The sequence below is a fragment of the Vibrio sp. V08_P9A1T1 genome (genome assembly GCF_963874405.1).
Lineage (GTDB): Bacteria > Pseudomonadota > Gammaproteobacteria > Enterobacterales > Vibrionaceae > Vibrio > Vibrio anguillarum.
Map to the genome: position 1 here is coordinate 1 of NZ_CAWNIB010000273.1, position 18,004 is coordinate 18,004.

15 protein-coding genes and 14 tRNA genes are annotated in these 18,004 nt (G+C 45.0%); 14 read left to right on the forward strand and 15 right to left on the reverse strand.

The annotated features are described in order from the left end of the window. Nucleotides 1–59 precede the first annotated feature (59 nt). The 14 genes from AACT21_RS13045 (at nt 60) to AACT21_RS13110 (ending at nt 1,800) form a co-directional block, all read left to right on the forward strand. Nucleotides 60–134 (forward strand) — tRNA-Gln (locus tag AACT21_RS13045). 81 nt (nt 135–215) lie between these two features. Beyond that, nucleotides 216–300 (forward strand) — tRNA-Leu (locus tag AACT21_RS13050). Between the two features lie 25 nt (nt 301–325). Beyond that, nucleotides 326–400: transfer RNA gene (locus AACT21_RS13055), tRNA-Gln, on the forward strand. 78 nt (nt 401–478) lie between these two features. Next, nucleotides 479–555, forward strand: a tRNA-Met gene (locus AACT21_RS13060). A gap of 45 nt (nt 556–600) precedes the next feature. Then, nucleotides 601–685, forward strand: a tRNA-Leu gene (locus AACT21_RS13065). Between the two features lie 19 nt (nt 686–704). Beyond that, nucleotides 705–789, forward strand: a tRNA-Leu gene (locus AACT21_RS13070). A 24-nt stretch (nt 790–813) separates the two neighbouring features. Further along, nucleotides 814–888 (forward strand) — tRNA-Gln (locus tag AACT21_RS13075). Between the two features lie 63 nt (nt 889–951). Continuing rightward, nucleotides 952–1,036 (forward strand) — tRNA-Leu (locus tag AACT21_RS13080). Nucleotides 1,037–1,061: 25 nt separating this feature from the next. Beyond that, nucleotides 1,062–1,136 (forward strand) — tRNA-Gln (locus AACT21_RS13085). An 81-nt stretch (nt 1,137–1,217) separates the two neighbouring features. Continuing rightward, a tRNA-Leu gene (locus tag AACT21_RS13090) sits at nt 1,218–1,302 on the forward strand. Between the two features lie 25 nt (nt 1,303–1,327). Beyond that, nucleotides 1,328–1,402, forward strand: a tRNA-Gln gene (locus AACT21_RS13095). A gap of 80 nt (nt 1,403–1,482) precedes the next feature. After that, nucleotides 1,483–1,567 (forward strand) — tRNA-Leu (locus tag AACT21_RS13100). A 19-nt stretch (nt 1,568–1,586) separates the two neighbouring features. After that, nucleotides 1,587–1,663 (forward strand) — tRNA-Met (locus tag AACT21_RS13105). A gap of 52 nt (nt 1,664–1,715) precedes the next feature. After that, nucleotides 1,716–1,800 (forward strand) — tRNA-Leu (locus tag AACT21_RS13110). Between the two features lie 172 nt (nt 1,801–1,972). Here AACT21_RS13110 and AACT21_RS13115 read toward each other — a convergent pair. From AACT21_RS13115 to AACT21_RS13185, 15 genes are all read right to left on the reverse strand, one after another. Next, on the reverse strand, nt 1,973–3,106 hold the full coding sequence (locus AACT21_RS13115; protein WP_026029038.1) for a flagellin: 1,134 nt from the start codon (nt 3,104–3,106) through the stop codon (nt 1,973–1,975). Between the two features lie 506 nt (nt 3,107–3,612). Further along, nucleotides 3,613–4,752 (reverse strand): flagellin, encoded by a 1,140-nt coding sequence (locus AACT21_RS13120; RefSeq protein ID WP_017045944.1) that lies wholly within the window; start codon nt 4,750–4,752, stop codon nt 3,613–3,615. Between the two features lie 395 nt (nt 4,753–5,147). Further along, the gene (gene flgL, locus AACT21_RS13125; RefSeq protein WP_013856259.1) at nt 5,148–6,341 is read right to left on the reverse strand and encodes a flagellar hook-associated protein FlgL; all 1,194 of its coding nucleotides are present in this window, start codon (nt 6,339–6,341) and stop codon (nt 5,148–5,150) included. A gap of 10 nt (nt 6,342–6,351) precedes the next feature. Further along, nucleotides 6,352–8,226, reverse strand: a complete 1,875-nt coding sequence (gene flgK / locus AACT21_RS13130) for a flagellar hook-associated protein FlgK (RefSeq protein ID WP_017045945.1) — start codon at nt 8,224–8,226, stop codon at nt 6,352–6,354. A gap of 142 nt (nt 8,227–8,368) precedes the next feature. After that, nucleotides 8,369–9,292: a flagellar assembly peptidoglycan hydrolase FlgJ gene (gene flgJ, locus AACT21_RS13135; protein WP_017045946.1), complete on the reverse strand. Its 924-nt coding sequence runs from the start codon at nt 9,290–9,292 to the stop codon at nt 8,369–8,371. Nucleotides 9,293–9,301: 9 nt separating this feature from the next. After that, the gene (locus AACT21_RS13140; protein WP_013856256.1) at nt 9,302–10,393 is read right to left on the reverse strand and encodes a flagellar basal body P-ring protein FlgI; all 1,092 of its coding nucleotides are present in this window, start codon (nt 10,391–10,393) and stop codon (nt 9,302–9,304) included. Nucleotides 10,394–10,440: 47 nt separating this feature from the next. Continuing rightward, nucleotides 10,441–11,220: a flagellar basal body L-ring protein FlgH gene (flgH, locus tag AACT21_RS13145; protein ID WP_017045947.1), complete on the reverse strand. Its 780-nt coding sequence runs from the start codon at nt 11,218–11,220 to the stop codon at nt 10,441–10,443. A gap of 23 nt (nt 11,221–11,243) precedes the next feature. Further along, nucleotides 11,244–12,032 (reverse strand): flagellar basal-body rod protein FlgG, encoded by a 789-nt coding sequence (flgG, locus tag AACT21_RS13150; protein WP_010319379.1) that lies wholly within the window; start codon nt 12,030–12,032, stop codon nt 11,244–11,246. A gap of 21 nt (nt 12,033–12,053) precedes the next feature. Further along, entirely contained in the window at nt 12,054–12,803 is a 750-nt protein-coding gene (gene flgF / locus AACT21_RS13155) for a flagellar basal-body rod protein FlgF (protein ID WP_026027903.1), read from the reverse strand. A 198-nt stretch (nt 12,804–13,001) separates the two neighbouring features. Beyond that, nucleotides 13,002–14,306 carry a flagellar hook protein FlgE gene (gene flgE, locus AACT21_RS13160; RefSeq protein ID WP_088732774.1) on the reverse strand — a complete coding sequence of 435 codons (1,305 nt, stop codon included), beginning with the start codon at nt 14,304–14,306 and terminating at the stop codon, nt 13,002–13,004. 43 nt (nt 14,307–14,349) lie between these two features. Continuing rightward, nucleotides 14,350–15,057, reverse strand: coding sequence for a flagellar hook assembly protein FlgD (gene flgD / locus AACT21_RS13165; RefSeq protein ID WP_013856252.1), 708 nt, complete (start codon nt 15,055–15,057; stop codon nt 14,350–14,352). A 16-nt stretch (nt 15,058–15,073) separates the two neighbouring features. Next, a complete protein-coding gene (flgC, locus tag AACT21_RS13170; RefSeq protein ID WP_010319383.1) occupies nt 15,074–15,490 on the reverse strand; it encodes a flagellar basal body rod protein FlgC in 417 nt (138 codons plus the stop codon). A 4-nt stretch (nt 15,491–15,494) separates the two neighbouring features. Continuing rightward, on the reverse strand, nt 15,495–15,890 hold the full coding sequence (flgB, locus tag AACT21_RS13175) for a flagellar basal body rod protein FlgB (RefSeq protein ID WP_013856251.1): 396 nt from the start codon (nt 15,888–15,890) through the stop codon (nt 15,495–15,497). 266 nt (nt 15,891–16,156) lie between these two features. Continuing rightward, entirely contained in the window at nt 16,157–16,984 is an 828-nt protein-coding gene (locus AACT21_RS13180; RefSeq protein ID WP_094164304.1) for a protein-glutamate O-methyltransferase, read from the reverse strand. A 10-nt stretch (nt 16,985–16,994) separates the two neighbouring features. Further along, nucleotides 16,995–17,921, reverse strand: a complete 927-nt coding sequence (locus AACT21_RS13185) for a chemotaxis protein CheV (RefSeq protein ID WP_013856249.1) — start codon at nt 17,919–17,921, stop codon at nt 16,995–16,997. Nucleotides 17,922–18,004 lie beyond the last annotated feature (83 nt).

An 18,004-nucleotide genomic window follows, 5' to 3' on the forward strand; every position in this document is an offset into this window, starting at 1 on the left:
AGGTGTGAGAGTTCAAGTCTCTCTTTCCGCACCATTATTTAGATGAGCAATCATCGTGTAGGGCTATCGCCAAGCGGTAAGGCAGCGGCTTTTGATGCCGCCATCCCCTGGTTCGAATCCAGGTAGCCCTGCCAATATTGAGATGACTAGCGAATAAACTGGTCATAACAACGATTCAATGAATACCAATATTCACTGAATCTACAGGTTAAGTTGCGGAAGTGGCGAAATTGGTAGACGCACCAGATTTAGGTTCTGGCGCCGCAAGGTGTGAGAGTTCAAGTCTCTCCTTCCGCACCATTATTTAGATGAGCAATCATCTTGTAGGGCTATCGCCAAGCGGTAAGGCAGCGGCTTTTGATGCCGCCATCCCCTGGTTCGAATCCAGGTAGCCCTGCCATTATTCAAATGGGTCAGTGTTTAAAAAACCATTGGCACATGAGTGTGGATTGTATTATATTGTCTCGCTCAAAAAGATGGCTACGTAGCTCAGCTGGTTAGAGCACATCACTCATAATGATGGGGTCACAGGTTCAAATCCCGTCGTAGCCACCATAATTTAGTTGTTAGCGAAGGCTGGCAACACATAGATATCGAGCTGCGGAAGTGGCGAAATTGGTAGACGCACCAGATTTAGGTTCTGGCGCCGTAAGGTGTGAGAGTTCAAGTCTCTCCTTCCGCACCATCTCGATAACTAAAAATTTGCGGAAATGGCGAAATTGGTAGACGCACCAGATTTAGGTTCTGGCGCCGCAAGGTGTGAGAGTTCAAGTCTCTCTTTCCGCACCATATTTAGATGAGCAATCATCCTGTAGGGCTATCGCCAAGCGGTAAGGCAGCGGCTTTTGATGCCGCCATTCCCTGGTTCGAATCCAGGTAGCCCTGCCATTATTGACACGATAAGCCAAGCGCTTGTTGTGAAAAAGATTCGTTGAATCGAAAAATTAAATTGCGGAAGTGGCGAAATTGGTAGACGCACCAGATTTAGGTTCTGGCGCCGTAAGGTGTGAGAGTTCAAGTCTCTCCTTCCGCACCATTATTTAGATGAGCAATCATCTCGTAGGGCTATCGCCAAGCGGTAAGGCAGCGGCTTTTGATGCCGCCATCCCCTGGTTCGAATCCAGGTAGCCCTGCCATATTTCATATGGTTAGCGATAAGCTACCCATAACAACGATAAATTGAGTAACCAATCCTCATTTTATCTACAGCATAAGTTGCGGAAGTGGCGAAATTGGTAGACGCACCAGATTTAGGTTCTGGCGCCGTAAGGTGTGAGAGTTCAAGTCTCTCCTTCCGCACCATTATTTAGATGAGCAATCATCTTGTAGGGCTATCGCCAAGCGGTAAGGCAGCGGCTTTTGATGCCGCCATCCCCTGGTTCGAATCCAGGTAGCCCTGCCATTATTTGTAGGATTAGCGATAAGCTGACCGTAAAAAGATAAGCTGAATCAATAACATTCGGTTTATTTAAAGAATACGCTGCGGAAATGGCGAAATTGGTAGACGCACCAGATTTAGGTTCTGGCGCCGCAAGGTGTGAGAGTTCAAGTCTCTCTTTCCGCACCATGATTTAAGATTGTCAAATGGCTACGTAGCTCAGTTGGTTAGAGCACATCACTCATAATGATGGGGTCACAGGTTCGAATCCCGTCGTAGCCACCATTTACAACGATAGTTTGAATAACCAATGTTCAATCTATCTACAGTACAAGTTGCGGAAGTGGCGAAATTGGTAGACGCACCAGATTTAGGTTCTGGCGCCGCAAGGTGTGAGAGTTCAAGTCTCTCCTTCCGCACCATAAATTCAAACCCAGCTTAGGCTGGGTTTTGTTTTATTCGCCTCATAACAATATATCCTTTCCTCCCGTTTTAACCGTTGATTGATTTTTCAGATCCATTCTTTGATCACGTGAAAAGTGAGGCATAAAAAAATCCAGCCGAAGCTGGATTTTTAATTTAAAAGTAAACGACTTAACCAAGCAAACCAAGAGCAGCATTAGGCGCTTGTTTAGCTTGTGCCAACACTGAGCTTGATGCTTGAGAAAGGATCTGCGATTTAGTCAAGGCAGTGGTTTCTTTCGCAAAATCAGTGTCTTTGATTCGGCTCTTAGAAGCATTTACGTTTTCGTTGATGTTATCTAAGTTGTTAATCGCATGGTTGAAACGGTTTTGGAATGCACCCAGTTGAGCACGATGGCTGTCTACAAATTGCAGTGCCGCATCAACAATGGCAACTGATTCTTGCGAACCACCTACAGAGGTGACATCAATGGTATCGACTGTCACATCTTTTGCAGCTTGGAAACTCAGTTCACCCGCTAAGCTGCCACCAAAGGTTGCTACGCCATCAATACGGTTGCTATCAGTAAAGATTTGCAGTTTGCCTTCATCGTCAACAGAAGCTTTTAACATGTCGGTTTGACCATTGATGTAAGTGGCCAACTCTTCGATGTCATCGCCATCTTTTGCACTTAGGTTGATGGTTTGCTCGCCAGTACGTTTGTCAGTCAACGTAATGGTAAGGTCATTAGCACCCGCTTTAACGGTCCAATCTTTATCTTGTCCATTTGCCGCTTGGTAACTCTTACCGCCCATCATTGCGTTGTCGCTGCGCATATTATTTAGGCTTAGCATGACCGCTTCACCGTTATCCGCACCGATTTGGAATGATTTCGTCTCAAAAGTACCATTGAGCAACTTATTACCACCAAACGATGTAGTTTCAGCAATACGGTTGAGTTCGTCATTCAGCGCGGTGATCTCTTCTTGAATCGCTACGCGGTCGGCTTTCGAGTTCGAACCATTTGACGATTGTAGAGATAAGTCACGCATACGTTGCAAAATATTGGTGGTTTCGTTCATTGCACCTTCAGCTGTCTGCGCAATTGAAATGCCATCATTTGCGTTGCGCACGGCAACATCTAAGCCTCTGCTTTGAACGTTCAAACGGTTAGAGATTTGCAAACCTGCTGCGTCATCTTTTGCGTTATTAATTTTGAAGCCTGATGATAAACGTTCCATTGATAACTGTTGCGCATTGCTAGCACTGTTTAGGTAGCGTTGTGCTGTCATAGCTGAAACGTTAGTGTTTACATTAACCGCCATAGTGGTTCTCCTATTGATTTTCCGACTTAGCGTCATAGACAAACGGTTTCCGACGTCTCGGAAAACCAAGTAGTTCTCTCAAAGTACTATTATTAGCGACTGCGGTTAGGAATCCTTTAACGGGAAAACGACGATTTCGTAAAAAATAACCAATATCGATTAAAAGTGGGATAAACGCTGCAAAACTGGCTGAAATACAAAAATAGCATTAAAGATTTGACGTGATTGGTCGGCTTCACGGGCGATTGAGGAGCATTGATGAGAGCAAGAAGTTATAGATAAAGAAAAGCCCCTTTTCCTTTGAGAGAACCGGGGCTAGTTGGTAGCCAGAGCCAATGTGGAGATCAGAGAAATGAACACATTACCGACTGACCGGGGCGCATGATTATCTATGACTATAAAGCAGGGTACATCTTGAGAGAGCTTTATATTCGGCCATAATCATACTTTGCCAAGGATTCCTTCACCTAACCCACGTCTGAGCTGTTGGATGAAGGGTCCTAACATTACTGCAATAGTGACATTGCAGAATTTGGCAACTGTTTTGCTTGAGCGAGAATCGAGGTACCCGCTTGTTGCAGAATCTGTGCTTTCGTCATTTGCGTGGTTTCTTTCGCAAAATCTGTATCTTTAATTCGACTGTTGGATGCTTCAACATTCTCTTGGATATTGGCCAAGTTGTTGATGCTATGGCTTAAACGGTTTTGCTTCGCACCGAGCTCTGCCCGTTGTGAATCCACATATCTCAACGCAGCATCCAGAACGCCCACTGCATTTTGAGAACCACCAACTGAGGTGATATCAATATCTTGAACCGTCGTCTTAACGCCCGGCCCACCGTTTAGACCAAGTTCGGTTGCCAAACCACCAGAGATGGCAAGGTCACCTTGTAAATTCGGTTCTGCGGCAAAAATTTGCAGTTTACCGTCTTGATCAACCGATGCTTTAAGCTTGTCGGTTTGACCATTAATGTAAGTCGCTAGCTCTTCAATATCATCGCCATCTTTGGCTAACACATCGAGAGTAACAAGCTCACCTGCCTGGGTGGTGAATTCAAATTTCAAATCACGTGCGCCCGCTGGCACTCCCCAATCCTTGTCCTTTCCTTGCTCTGCAAGGAACGATTGGCCGCCCATACGGAAGTCATCAGCACGTATGCTGGTAAGCCCCATAATGATCGCCTCACCTGAGCTCGCACCAATCTGGAATGATGCTTCACCAAACGAGCCGTTGAGCAGTTTACGTCCACCGAATGAGGTCGTTTCTGCAATACGGTTTAACTCATCTTGCAATGCGGTCGACTCTTCATCCAAAGCTTGTCGTTCTGACGCCGAGTTGGTGCCGTTTGCTGATTGAAGAGCAAGATCACGCATACGTTGCAAGATACTGGTCGACTCATTCATTGCCCCTTCCGCGGTCTGAGCAATCGAAATACCGTCGTTGGCATTACGCATTGCCACATCTAGGCCACGAGACTGAGCGGTTAAGCGGTTTGAAATTTGTAAGCCTGCCGCATCATCTTTAGCGCTGTTGATTTTATTACCTGATGATAAACGTTCCATCGAGGTATTTAATTCACCCGTCGCTTTATTAAGGTAACGCTGAGCAGTCATTGCTGAGACGTTAGTATTTACTGTAATGGTCATAGTTTGCTCTCCTAGTGAGTTCGCAAGCTTTTTGCGAAGCGGCCAGCTTTACTCTCATTTGGAAGCACTGACCGTGAACTTGCTAAATCCGCTATTTGCCGATTTAAAAACTTGTTGTATCAACTCTGATATAGACAATTCAATTAGTATGCCAACTTTTAAAACATCTGATATTAAAATTAATATTCTTTGTTTTTTAATCACTTAGAAGAAATTCATTCATTCTATCTTTGTGAGTGAGCATCCAGTTTTTTCTCGTTAGCAACAGAGTTGCCACTTTCGTTTGCCGCTCTATTGCCTCTTTATCTCTCGATAATAGATGAGCAATTTCCAGGCCAATTTTTCAACACATTCCACTCTTCGCGCATATGGCTTAGCACATAAGGCATTGAAGATTAGATATAGTTGAAAAGGGTCAAATCTTTCGTTTTACCAAAAGCCAGTTGTGAAGCCTGCAACGCACGTGAATTCTCATTAAATTCAATCACCGCTTCTGCGTAATCGAGATCTTCAAAGTTACTTTTTGATTTCGCTAAACTGATTTTGAAATCTTCATGCTGTTCTTGTTGAATATCTAAAGTGCTCAAGCGTGCACCGACATCAGTACGCACTTTATTGAGATGAATAAAGGCGGCATGAAACTCTTCCGTAATTTGATGCAGTTTCGCTGTCGTCGACGCATCCGATACGGAGCCCTGCGAGAGCTCAATTGCGTCTTTATAGCTATCAAATAAGGTAAAGGTTGAACGCGGCTCTAGGCTTAACACATCACCTTTCGAGATTTGCCCTTTTACGTGCACCGTCAGATCTTGATATCGAATGCCTTTTTGTGGATCAAACTCATCGGCCTGTACCACGCTGCCATCTTTCTCTAATTGGTAACCATATTTGCCGTTAGCCATATCAACAAACGTCACGGTATAGCGTGATGTATCATTCGAGTCTAAATTGGTTGCGCGCTCGAGCAGTAACTCTGAACCTTCGTTTAATTGATAGTTTGGTTCGTAGTTACCAAACGGGTTATCAATCTCCATAAACACTTTATTACCCGGATTATTGAACGGGATCTCTAAGCTGTTGGAGATACGCATTTTGCGCTGATAATCATCGCCGGAATAAGTCACGTTACTGGCATTATCTCTAAAGAAAGGCTGATTCTTCGGCTTGGTGCCGGCAAACATGTAGTTACCGGACTCATCTTGCGTATTTGCTAGTTCAATTAAGTTGTTGAACATCTCTTGCAGCTCACGCGCTTTCGCTTCTCTATCTTCTGGAGAGAATGAGCCGTTAATCATTTCCATGACCGTACGCTTTGCCTCATCGGTCGAGCTTTCCGCATTGGCAATGATTACTTCTTGATGTTCTAAGCGGTTTCGAACCAGCACTATTGCATCAAGATATTGGCGTAATTGCTCTTCTTGCTGCCCTACTTTTTGGATGTAATGAGTGGCTAATGGGCTATCACTGGCCGAAAGCAACTTCTTACCCGACGCTAGCTGCGCTTGGTTATGATGGATCTTTGATTCTTGACGGCGCATATCGTTTTGCACCGATTGATAGTTATGGAAGCTCGATATTCTGGTTAACATTTATCGCCTCCTATCTCAGCTGCAAAATCGTGTTGAAAGTATCATTAGCCACCTGCATGATGCGTGAGGAAGCCATATAAGCTTGTTGGAACTTCATCATGTTCGCGGCTTCCTCATCAAGGTTGACTCCGGAAATGGACGCAATGCGCTCCTGCGCTGACTCTTTTTCAAGCCTGGCCACATCACTTAAGCGTGACGCGGTGGCCAGCTGCAAACCAAAATCCGTATTGAGATCGTGATAAACCCCGAGCACGGTCGTTTCACCGTCGTTGAGTTTTTTCTCCGTTTGAATTTGCTGCATCTTACGTAAATTGCCGTTATCACCTTCTGAGGGGACAAGGTTTGCCGTAAATTTATCATTGGGTAGCGCGCCAGCCGTCAATTCAAACGTTGTACCAAGCACAGTAATCGAATTCGATGGTGGGTAGGCCTGTGGTTCTAGCAGCACGTTGCCTTTGGTATCCGTGACCGCAAATTGATCGCCCGTTGGTGAGATCACCACTTCAAATTCACGCAACCCACCTGCCGATAAAATATTAAATTTTGCCTGCCCTTGGGCAAAAGTGGTGGAGGCTTCATAACTTTGTGCGGCAATGGCTGTCGGATCGTTGGTCGCCATTTTCATAATAGCGGCACCATTACGCGTTGGACGCAGCAATATGCGCTCCCCTGCTTGAGGGGCGTTGCGAATCTCAACTCGCATTCCATCTAAAAATAAACTGCTGCCAACGACCGGAACGTTAACCCGCTCGCCCGTTGGCTTTAATACGGTATAATTGCTGCCGTTGTACTGTAGGGAGTATTCACCACTTTTCAACGCTGAAGTATCTTCGATATAGACCGCCATATCGGCTTTTGAATTGCCAGCGATGATCGCTCGCGAGCGGGCATTGACTTCAGAGTTCACATCCGTAAACAACGCTCTTCCTACATTGCCACGTAAGTCCAAGCCTTGTGATTGCAATTTGTTAACTTCATAAGAGAAAGATGTTGCCATGCGGCCAAGTTCATCCATTAGGTAAGGAATGTGCTTATCTCGCATCGTAAACAGCGCACTTAACTTACCGCCAATATCCTCAGTGGTAATGGTCTTGATCCCTTTGCCTTCAATCATGGCCAAGCGGCGCTGACTCACATCAGGATAACCATCAACCATCTTCATTTGGCTGGCTTCTGTACCTGAGACGAGCGTGTGCCCGCTCCCGATATGGATGTTAAACCCTTCAGCATTTTTACGTGGCGTCACGGTGACCTTGGTGTATTCAGACAGCTCAGCCACCAATTTTTCATGCTGGTCCATTAAGTCATTGTGAGGACCAGGAGTGCGCATCATTAAGCGCTGTAAATCTCGCAGCTCAAGCGCCAATTGGTTAATACGCTCAACGGCAACATCTAGCCCTTTGTTGGTCGCATCAGATTGGCGGCGAATGTTCTCGTGAAAATCATTCATGTTTTGAGTGATCAGATCCGCTTTCTCAAGTACAACTTTACGCGCACCTACATCATTCGGGCTGTCGGCGAGGGTTTTAATCGCATCAAACCATTCGTTTAAGTTTTCAGGGATTTTTTTCGAGGCCACTGACGACAATAACTTTGAAAGCATGTCTAAATTTTCTTCGTCGTCACGCTTAAAAGAAAAGCTGGTGGTAGATAGGTTTAATTCATTAACGGCAAATTGATCCCATGAGCGGCGAACTTTTTCCACATGTACGCCCATACCGTAGGTTTCACCACCGTATTGGCGAGGCGTATTGGTCCCTTGGATCACAGACTGACGGCTGTAACCTTCTGTATTAACATTAGAAATGTTATGACCTGTGGTGCTGAGTTGTCTCTGAGCGGTAAGTACACTTTGGGTACCTAGATTCAGAAGATCCGACGCCATACTGCCCCCGAAAACCTAATCAAATCAGTGGTTACTGAATATCTAAGTTAGTAATTGCAATATGTATGCCAAAGGAGTTTCAAAGAGGAGATTAGACAAAACAAAGGAAAGATAAAAGCCAGCAAAGCTGGCTTTAGAGGGGTTATTCCATTGCTTCAATTTGAGATTTTACTCTCAGCACTTTTTCAGCATAGTACGGGTCCGTCGCGTAACCAGCAGCGTGCAGGCCACGAATGAAAGACTCATCGCTGCCATTATGGTTCAGCGCCACAGTGTAGCGCGGATTGTCATTGAGAAAACGAACATAGTCATTAAAACTGTCTTGATAATTTCCATAAGAACGGAACGCAGCTTTTTCCATCACGGGTGTATTATCATGATATTCAAGAGTTTGCGTCGCCACTTTCTCACCTAACCAACTTTTATCCGCTTTGATGTTGAATAAGTTATTACTGCTACCACGAGCATTTTGAACAACTTTTTGTCCCCATCCGGTTTCTAATGCCGCTTGAGCAAGTAGCAGTGAAGAGTCAACACCTAATGCCCGCGCTGCTTTTTCAGCATAAGGTTTCATTGAAGCCACAAACGCTTGCGGCGAATCAAATCGACTCGATTCGACCTTGCTAGGTTCGATCGTTTCTTGCGTTGAGAGGCGGCGGTTGTTACTGCGTTCTATACGGCGCATGGCTTCTTGGAAACCATCTTGCGTCGGGTCGGTTATTGATGGATCGTTTTTCGAGGTGCCGTTAGCCTGACTGAGCTGCGCCACAATCATATCGGCAAGCCCTAAAGAACCGGAGGCACTGAGCTCGCTCGACATTTGTTCATCAAGCATTTGTCGATAGAAATCTTCGTTTTGGCTGTTGAACATCTCAGATTTAAAATCGGCATTGGCGTCGCGCATCGATTTGAACAACATTGAGGTAAAAATCGCTTCAAACTGTTTGGCTGCGGCCTTGAGCGCCGCTGACTCGCCTTCTTTATCACCGGTTTTTGCTTGCTGACGTAGCTTATCTAAGCTAGCAATATCATGAATAAAGCCAATATCATTGGGATTATTAATCATCTTCCTCTCCTAGATAATGATCAGTTGGCCTTCAATCGCGCCAGCTTGTTTCAATGCTTGCAAAATCGCCATCAAATCTGAAGGAGCTGCGCCCACTTCGTTGACCGCGCGCACTAAATCATCCAAAGTCAAACCCGGTTCAAATTTAAACATTTTACCTTGTGCTTCAGACACTTCTATTTGGCTATTAGGCACCACAGCTGTCTGACCACCCGCTAACGCATTGGGCTGACTGACATTCAAATTCTCTTTAATGGCAACAGTCATACCACCGTGCGTCACCGCAGCAGGTTTTAAGCGCACATGCTGGCCGACAACAATGGTGCCAGTTCGAGAATTAACGATGATTTTGGCTGAGCCATCTGCAGGATCAAACTCAACATTTTCGATTGCAGAAAGAAACGCGACGCGCTGCCCAACATCTCGTGGTGCACGGATACGTACTGACGTTGCATCAACCGCGGTCGCCATCTCTGGGCCTAGGAAGTTATTCACTGCATCTGCCATACGTTGCGCCGTGGTGAAGTCAGATTCAAGCAAATTGAAGGTAATAAAATCGCCACGGCTAAAAGGTGTTGGCACTTCGCGTTCCACCATAGCGCCGCCTGAAATCAGGCCAACCGTTGGGTTATTGCCGACAATTTTAGAACCATCAGCACCGGTGGCACTAAAACCACTGACCACTAAATTACCTTGGGCCACGGCGTAAATTTGACCATCCAACCCCTTAAGGAAGGTTTGCATTAGAGTGCCGCCACGTAAACTTTTAGCAGAGCCGATAGAAGAAACGGTGACATCGACACTTTGACCTTGCTTGGAAAACGCCGGTAATTCGGCCGTGACAATCACGGCGGCAACGTTCTTTGTTTTCGGTTTAGTGCCCGGCGGCAATTGAATGCCGAAATTTTGCAACATGGCGTTAAAACTTTGGTCGGTGAACGGTGTCGATTCGCCCGTTCCCGGTAGCCCAGTGACTAGACCATAACCCACTAATTGGTTACTCCGCACGCCCGCAACTTGAGAGACATCTTTGATACGGGCCGCTTGTGCATGGGTTGCGATGAGCAACAGACTTAAAACAAGCAGGGTGAATTTTTTCATGGTCTAGTACCTTAATTTCTACGTTTCTTTACGCCAGAACTCCGGCGTTACAGAGAGACATTAAAGAATCGTGCCAAGAATCCAGGTTCTTGCATATCTTGATTGGTGCCTGTGCCTGAATATTGGATGCGTGCATTAGAAATACGAGTAGAAGCAATGGTGTTGTCAAAGTCGATATCATCGGGACGAATGGTACCGCTTAAGCGAATGTATTCATCGCCAGTGTTCAGTGTGAGCCATTTTTCACCACGGATGACTAAGTTGCCGTTGGCGAGTACTTCAATCACTTCAACCGTGATCGAACCAGAAATACTGTTACTTTGGTTGGCTGCAGAACTGCCATTGAACTTGTTGTCATTTTTCAACGCATAAGAGAAATTGTAATCACCCACAGTGAGATCTTTACCGCCGACAGCGAGTGGATCCATAGACGCATCATTGGATTTGGATAGATCCGCATCAGCACTCTTGGCCGCTTTAGTACTTTCATCAAGATTGACGGTAATAATATCGCCAATGCCACGCGGTTTTGAATCATCATAAAGACTGTTCATTTGTGCCAAATTAAACAGTGAACCAGTTTCCGCGGCATAATGTTCCGGTTTCTGTTTTGGGTGGATAGGGGCCCAAGCAGGATCACCGGCTACGGGATCGGAACGCTTACGCATTGAGTCCAGTAAACCAGAACCTTCTTCTGCAGACTTATCCCCTTCAACCGCGTCCACCACGGTTGTACCTTGAACCACTTCAGGAGTATCGACCGGTGGCGGCATTAACGAGCAACCAGACAAAGCAGTAACCAATACAAGACTCAATAGACGTTTCATCGCAGCATTCTCTTAGTTAATGATTAGAGTTGTTGGTTCACAAAACTCATCATCTTATCGACTGCTGAGATGACTTTTGAGTTCATTTCGTAAACGCGTTGCGCTTCAATCATGTTGACCAACTCTTCTGTGACGTTCACGTTAGAGGTTTCAAGCATGGATTGACGAACATCACCGAGGCCGTCAAGCCCTGGCACCCCTTCTTGTGGATCACCACTAGCACCGGTCGGTAGATACAAGTTTTGACCAATCGGCTCTAGACCGCCTGGGTTGATAAAATCAACCGTGGTAATTTGTCCAACCACTTGGTTATTTTGCTGGCCACGAAGCCTAACTGACACTTCACCATCATTACCGACAGTAATAGAGATTGCATCAGGTGGAATAACAATTTCCGGCTCTAAATTATATCCAGCACCGGAAGTCACAATTGCCCCTTCGTCGTTGAGGGTAAATTGACCATTTCGGCTATAAGCGATATTGCCATCTGGCATCAGGATTTGGAAAAAGCCGTCACCTTCAATCATCATATCGAGGCTATTGGTCGTGGTTTGTACGTTGCCGTGGGTATGCACTTTTTGTGTTGCCACGACTTTAGAACCCGCACCAAGCATCAAACCGCTTGGCAGTTTGGTATTTTGCGAAGATTGACCGCCCGGTTGATTAATATTTTGATAAAACAGATCTTCAAATACCGCACGACCCTTTTTAAAACCAATAGTCGAGGCGTTCGCTAGGTTGTTTGAGATAGTGGCAATATTGGTTTGTTGGGCATCAAGCCCGGTTTTACTTACCCATAATGCAGGTTGCATAGTAATCTCCTTTAACGCTTATCAGCTCATACGAAGCAATGAATCGGACGATTTGTCCATCTCTTCTGCGGTGCTCATCATTTTGACTTGCATTTCAAACTGACGTTGTAGCTCAATCAAGCTAGTCATCTCACCCACCGCATTGACATTACTGCCTTCCAGCGCACCTTTTAATAGCTTTACGCTAGCATCTGCTTCGAATGCTGCATTAGGATCTTTAGCACGGAATAAACCATTCGTATCTTTGTATAGGGATTGATTATTGGGGCGAACCAGTTTAATTCGACCTACCACTTCCATCGCATCGGCTGGAGCGCCTTGCGGACGAACGGAAATAGTACCGTCATTACCGATTTCAACTTTACTCAATGGAATAGGTAGAGTGATTGGCGCGCCCGTTCCATCTAGCACTAGATGGCCGCTACCATTTATGAGCATGCCATTTTGGTCAATGCTTAGGTTGCCACTGCGGGTTAACCCCTCTTTGCCGGTTTTATCCATCATGGAAATCCAACCGTCACCTTGAATGGTGATATCGAGATCGCGCCCTGTGGTAATGACACTGCCTTGCGCAAAATTATGTCCCGGACGTTCTGTCATGCTAAACACGCGGCTCGGTAACCCTTCGCCATAAGCTTGCATTGAGCGAGCTTGCGCCAAATCAGCACGGAACCCCGTGGTACTGACGTTTGCTAAATTGTTCGCTCTTAATTGCATGGCTTGCATGTTTTGCTTTGCGCCACTCATGGCGAGAAACAGTGCGCGATCCATAATCTGCTCCAATAATCATCGTTCGATCATTAAAAGCAATTGACGTGCCAACTTATATTTAAAATAAAAATCAATAGGTTAAATGTGATTGCACGAAAAATAGGGAGGATATAACGAAGATTGCCGCGAACAGATGGCAACAATACCAAGCTAACATTGCCGCTAACTTGGTATTGCCATTGGATGACGTTAAAAAAATTAACGGATCTGCAGTATGTTTTGTTGTAGCTGGTTGTGAACTTCAAGCGCACGCGAGTTCGCTTGGAAGTTGCGCTGAGCAGAGATAAGATCCACCAGCTCTTGAGTCATATCAATGTTGGATTGTTCAATAACACCATTGCTGATGGTACCAAATGAGCCTTTGTTTGATTCACCCCAAATTTTATCACCTGAGAATTGAGTCGAATCCCACTGCGTACCGCCTTTTTTATCTAAGCCTTGTTCATTGGCTACGCGGACAAGCCCCACACGTCCTAGAATGGTATTTTGACCATTTGAGTAAGTGGCTAGCACACTGCCATTTTCATCGAAATCGATCTTCGTCAAAAAGCCCGTGGTTGCGCCATCTTGTACAAATTTAGTCAACTCAAATGGAGCGGCAAATTGCGTAGCCGAATCGAGACTGAACGACAATGTTTGGTTGGCATCAGCACCGTTGAGTTCAACTGGGTTTGCCCCCAAACCTAAAGGCTCGGTTACAATTTGCTGACCATTATTCATGCTGGCTAGCGTACCATCATTATTAAACTTCATGGTATGCCCAATATGACCCGTCGGCGTAGTAGCATCACCACCAACTACATTGATTGGTTTTTCACCAGTTTTATCCGTCACGGTGTAATAGGTTTGCCATGTGTTAGCTTGCGTCTGATCTTTGAGGTAATAGGATGTCAACTTATAAGGCTGACCCATCGAATCGTAGACTGTCGATGAGGTGGTACGGTTGTACGTCTCAGGATCAGTAATATCAAACAAGGTTGGGTCTTTTAACTTGCCATTAGCTGGTAAGTTCGCGCCAAGTTCAACATTGGCTGTCTGTTTAGGTTTACCAAACTGAGCAGGAATATTGATAGGTTTGGGCTCATACGAAAGAACATCACCAGTATCAGGGTTAACATCATAGCCAAGCAAAAACTCGTCATTTGACGTTACCATGTAATCATTTTTATCGAGGTGGAAAGCACCATTTCTGGTCAACTCATTTTGTTGAGGCGTCAGCTTATCTTTCGCAACCGCAAAGAACCCCGTTCCCGCAACGCGCAAGTCCATCGGGTTATTAGTATAAATACTGGAACCTTCGTGAAATTGTTGTGCCACTTTGTTCGCCTGAACACCTTGACCAGGAGTCGTTTTGGAGTTGGTAAACAATGAGGTTGAGTAAACATCACCAAACTCAGCTCGCGACTCTTTAAAACCAAAGGTATTCGCGTTAGCAATGTTGTTACTGGTGGTGTTCAGATCTAACTGAGCTGCGGATAAACCGCTTAATGATATATACGACATTCCAAAATCTCCTATCTAGCTAGCATATCTACTCTATAAAGAGTTACGCTTTGCCAACTTCTAGTACTTCAGCAAGTTTAACTGGCGATGTAAATCCAGCCAGATTGAGCAGTACGTTACCATCACCTTTACCCAGCAGAACGCTATTGACGTTTGCGTAAGTCGATACCGCAAACTCCTTGCTTTCTCCATCGAGCAAACCCGAAGCTTTCACTTGGTATTTGCCGCCCGGCAATGGATTACCGTTTTGATCGTTACCGTCCCATTCAACGCGATTATCACCGGCTGATTTAGCCCCGACATCAAAGGTACGAACCAATTGTCCAGCTTCATTCTCTATCCGGACAAACAAGTTCTCTAAACTTTGAGGAAGTTTGACCATCGCAGCCATCCCAGCACCCTCTTTTTTGATCCCTGCCGCTCCCGGTACTAACACATCACGGCCAACCAGTGATGAAGCCTGTAGAGCTTGGTTGGATGTCATCGACGAGTTGAGACTCTCAAACTGAGTGTTCATTTTGCCGATACCATCAACTGTGGCAAATGACGCCATTTGGGCAATCATCTGGTCATTACTGACCGGTTTAAAAGGATCTTGCTGAGCCAGTTGTTTGGTGAGTAACGATAGGAAGTCTTCTTGTTTAAGATCTTGCTTCCCCGTTGTCTCTTCTGTTTTCTTTTGGTCTTGAAGACTTTTCAGCTGGTCAATATAAGACAAGCCGCTTTGACCAATGTTATTTATTCCGGCCATACGCTACCTCCTTATCCTATTGACCCATCTGCAGCGTGCGCAGCAGCATTTGTTTACTTGCATCAGCCACCTGCACGTTCGTTTGATAAGAACGAGAAGCCGAAATCATGTTAGCCATCTCTTCCATCACATTGACATTAGGCTTGTAAATATAGCCTTCATCGTTGGCAAGTGGGTGATCTGGGTTATATTCTGCGTTAAGCGGTTTATCGCTTTCAACAATACCTAATACTTTTACAGGTACATTATGATCACGGTTATAACGCGCTTTACTTAACTCTGCACCAAACACCGCGTGACGCGCTTTGTAAGTATCTTTCGCCGAACTACTCACACTATCCGCATTGGCTAAGTTACTTGAGGTCGTATTTAGACGAACAGATTCAGCACTCATTGCAGAACCAGTCACATTGAACACATTAAATAAGCTCATCTACTTATTCCCCTTTGATTGCTTTCGTTAAGTTCTTGAATTTACTTCCTAAGAAGTCCAGTGAGGCTTGGTGTCTGATCTGGTTTTGCATAAACAAGTTACGCTCTAAATCTACGTCCACCGTGTTGCCATCACCCGTATCAGGTTGAGTCGGAATTCGATAGAGACTCTCGCCAGTTACTTTCGTGGAGGCAGATATATGCCGACCATCCGTACGGCTAAGACCAATGCTTGCCCCTGAACTTGCCGCCTGCAATGCTTTTTGAAAGTCCATTCCTTTTGCTTTAAAGCCCGGTGTGTTCGCCTGTGCAATATTGGTGGAAATCACCTCAGCATTGCGCTCACGTACACCAACCGTGTGTTGGTGAATACCTAATGCGTTGTCAAAAGAAATAGCCATGTTTGCCTCTACACTAAAAACTGACTGTTACTACTCATATTAAAAGCAATTAACGTACCAACTTAAAAAAACGAACCGTGTTTACAACAATTTTATCTAAGTAAGAATCCGTCGAAATGTAAGCAAAATATACGCCGCTTTATCCACTTGTCGCCCACAACTTCAGTAAATCTCAACAATCAAAACGAAATTAGGGGAAAGAAAAAGCCCAGCCAAAGCTGGGCAAATAACTAAACGTAAGCAAGTAACTCAACGTAAGAATGTGGCTATTTGAGTTTATAAATGATGCCAGGGTTACAACGAACCATTTCAAACTTATCGGTCAATCCTGTCAGTGACTCCGATGCGCCGAGCAATAAGTAGCCACCGGGGTTTAAGCTACTGGCCATTTGATTTAATACTTTCGACTTCATATCAGGTGAGAAATAAATCAAAACGTTACGACAGAAAATAATATCGAATTTACCCAATAAGGCATAGCTCTCCATTAAGTTCTGAGGACGGAAGTTCACTAAACGCTTAACGTTATCTTTGATTTTCATTCGACCATCACCCGCATCTTCAAAAAAGGTTTTGCGACGCTCCGGTGATAACCCTCTGCCAAGTGCTAAATTGTCATAAATCCCCGCTTTACACATATCCAGCATGCTGGCAGAAATATCCGTCGCGGTGATGGCTACGCTCGGCAACATACCCGGCTTGCGCTGTTGAGTTTCGAGCACCGTCATCGCCATTGAGTAAGGCTCTTGACCTGAAGAGCTTGCCGCTGACCAAATTTTTATAGGGCGTTTATTTGCAGCGACCTCGGGTAATAGACGTTCCGCTAAAACGGTGAATGGGTAAGCATCACGGAACCACAGTGTTTCGTTGGTGGTCATGGCATCGACCGCTGCAACTCGTAGCTCACGGTTTCGCCCCGTAACCACATCACGTAACAAGTCAGAAAGAGAGGTTAACTTGAATTTAGCAACCAGTGGACTTAAGCGACTTCTCACTAAGTACTGTTTGCTATCTCCAAGTACAATCCCGCACTGAGATTCCAAAAAACGGCTGAAATCGCGATATTCTTGATCGCTTATAGTTATAGCAGTCATTAATTTCTCTTTAGTTAACTAGTGCAGCTTTCACCGCATTCCCAAGCTCATCAGGGTTGAATTTAGCAATGAATGAGTTTGCACCCACTCGCTCAACCATGGCTTGGTTAAAAACGCCGCTCAGTGAAGAGTGAAGAATAACGTATAGATCTTTCAAATCTGAATTTCTACGTATCTCTGCTGTTAATGTATAGCCGTCCATTTCAGGCATTTCAATATCAGAGATCACTAAAGATATTTGATTGTAAATTGGCCCTTCTGCTGCCATCTCGATCAATTTTTCATACGCCTCTTTACCATCTTTAACCGCAACGACTTCAAAACCTATCGATTCTACTGCTCTTTGAACCTGTTTACGCGCAACGGTTGAGTCATCGGCAATTAAAATTCGACGGATGATCTCTTTTTCTGTTTCTACTTGGGCGATCGATTCACCAATCGATGAATCCATTGTCTCATTAACCGGAGAAATCTCTGCCAAAATTTTCTCTACATCGAGAATTTCTACCAATTCGTTATCAATATTGGTGACTGCGGTTAAGTAGTTATCTTTGCCTGAGCCATCTGGTGGAGGAAGAATGGCTTCCCAGTGCATGTTTACAATTCGATCCACCGAGCTGACCAAGAAAGCTTGGATAGATCGGTTGAATTCAGCAATGACCACAAAACACTTATCAAGGTCCGCGGTGGGACGTCCGCCCACGGCCAAACTCAAATCAATGACAGAAACGGTTTGACCACGAATATGAGCAACACCTTTGACTAGGCGATGTAAATTGGGCATCAAAGTTAACTTAGGGCACTGGAGCACCTCTTTAACTTTAAATACGTTGATACCATAACGTTGCCGTCCCATTAGACGAAACGTTAAGAGTTCTAATCGGTTTTGACCAACGAGTTGCGTACGCTGATTCACAGAATCAAGAATACCCGTCATAAGCTCATCTCCATCTCAAACTTTTATGCAAAAAAGTGGTAGTCTACTACAGGCTATGAAGAAACCAGAGAAACAGAATGATG

Excerpts from the sequence above, each read along its gene's own strand:
- AACT21_RS13140 (WP_013856256.1), bottom strand. The coding sequence starts at position 10,393 with ATGAAAAAATTCACCCTGCTTGTTTTAAGTCTGTTGCTCATCGCAACC.
- flgF (WP_026027903.1), bottom strand. The coding sequence starts at position 12,803 with ATGGATCGCGCACTGTTTCTCGCCATGAGTGGCGCAAAGCAAAACATG.
- AACT21_RS13180 (WP_094164304.1), bottom strand. The coding sequence starts at position 16,984 with ATGACTGCTATAACTATAAGCGATCAAGAATATCGCGATTTCAGCCGT.
- AACT21_RS13185 (WP_013856249.1), bottom strand. The coding sequence starts at position 17,921 with ATGACGGGTATTCTTGATTCTGTGAATCAGCGTACGCAACTCGTTGGT.
- flgD (WP_013856252.1), bottom strand. The coding sequence starts at position 15,057 with ATGGCCGGAATAAATAACATTGGTCAAAGCGGCTTGTCTTATATTGAC.
- AACT21_RS13120 (WP_017045944.1), bottom strand. The coding sequence starts at position 4,752 with ATGACCATTACAGTAAATACTAACGTCTCAGCAATGACTGCTCAGCGT.
- flgG (WP_010319379.1), bottom strand. The coding sequence starts at position 12,032 with ATGCAACCTGCATTATGGGTAAGTAAAACCGGGCTTGATGCCCAACAA.
- flgL (WP_013856259.1), bottom strand. The coding sequence starts at position 6,341 with ATGTTAACCAGAATATCGAGCTTCCATAACTATCAATCGGTGCAAAAC.
- AACT21_RS13115 (WP_026029038.1), bottom strand. The coding sequence starts at position 3,106 with ATGGCGGTTAATGTAAACACTAACGTTTCAGCTATGACAGCACAACGC.
- flgH (WP_017045947.1), bottom strand. The coding sequence starts at position 11,220 with ATGAAACGTCTATTGAGTCTTGTATTGGTTACTGCTTTGTCTGGTTGC.
- flgE (WP_088732774.1), bottom strand. The coding sequence starts at position 14,306 with ATGTCGTATATATCATTAAGCGGTTTATCCGCAGCTCAGTTAGATCTG.
- flgK (WP_017045945.1), bottom strand. The coding sequence starts at position 8,226 with ATGGCGTCGGATCTTCTGAATCTAGGTACCCAAAGTGTACTTACCGCT.
- flgB (WP_013856251.1), bottom strand. The coding sequence starts at position 15,890 with ATGGCTATTTCTTTTGACAACGCATTAGGTATTCACCAACACACGGTT.
- flgJ (WP_017045946.1), bottom strand. The coding sequence starts at position 9,292 with ATGATTAATAATCCCAATGATATTGGCTTTATTCATGATATTGCTAGC.
- flgC (WP_010319383.1), bottom strand. The coding sequence starts at position 15,490 with ATGAGCTTATTTAATGTGTTCAATGTGACTGGTTCTGCAATGAGTGCT.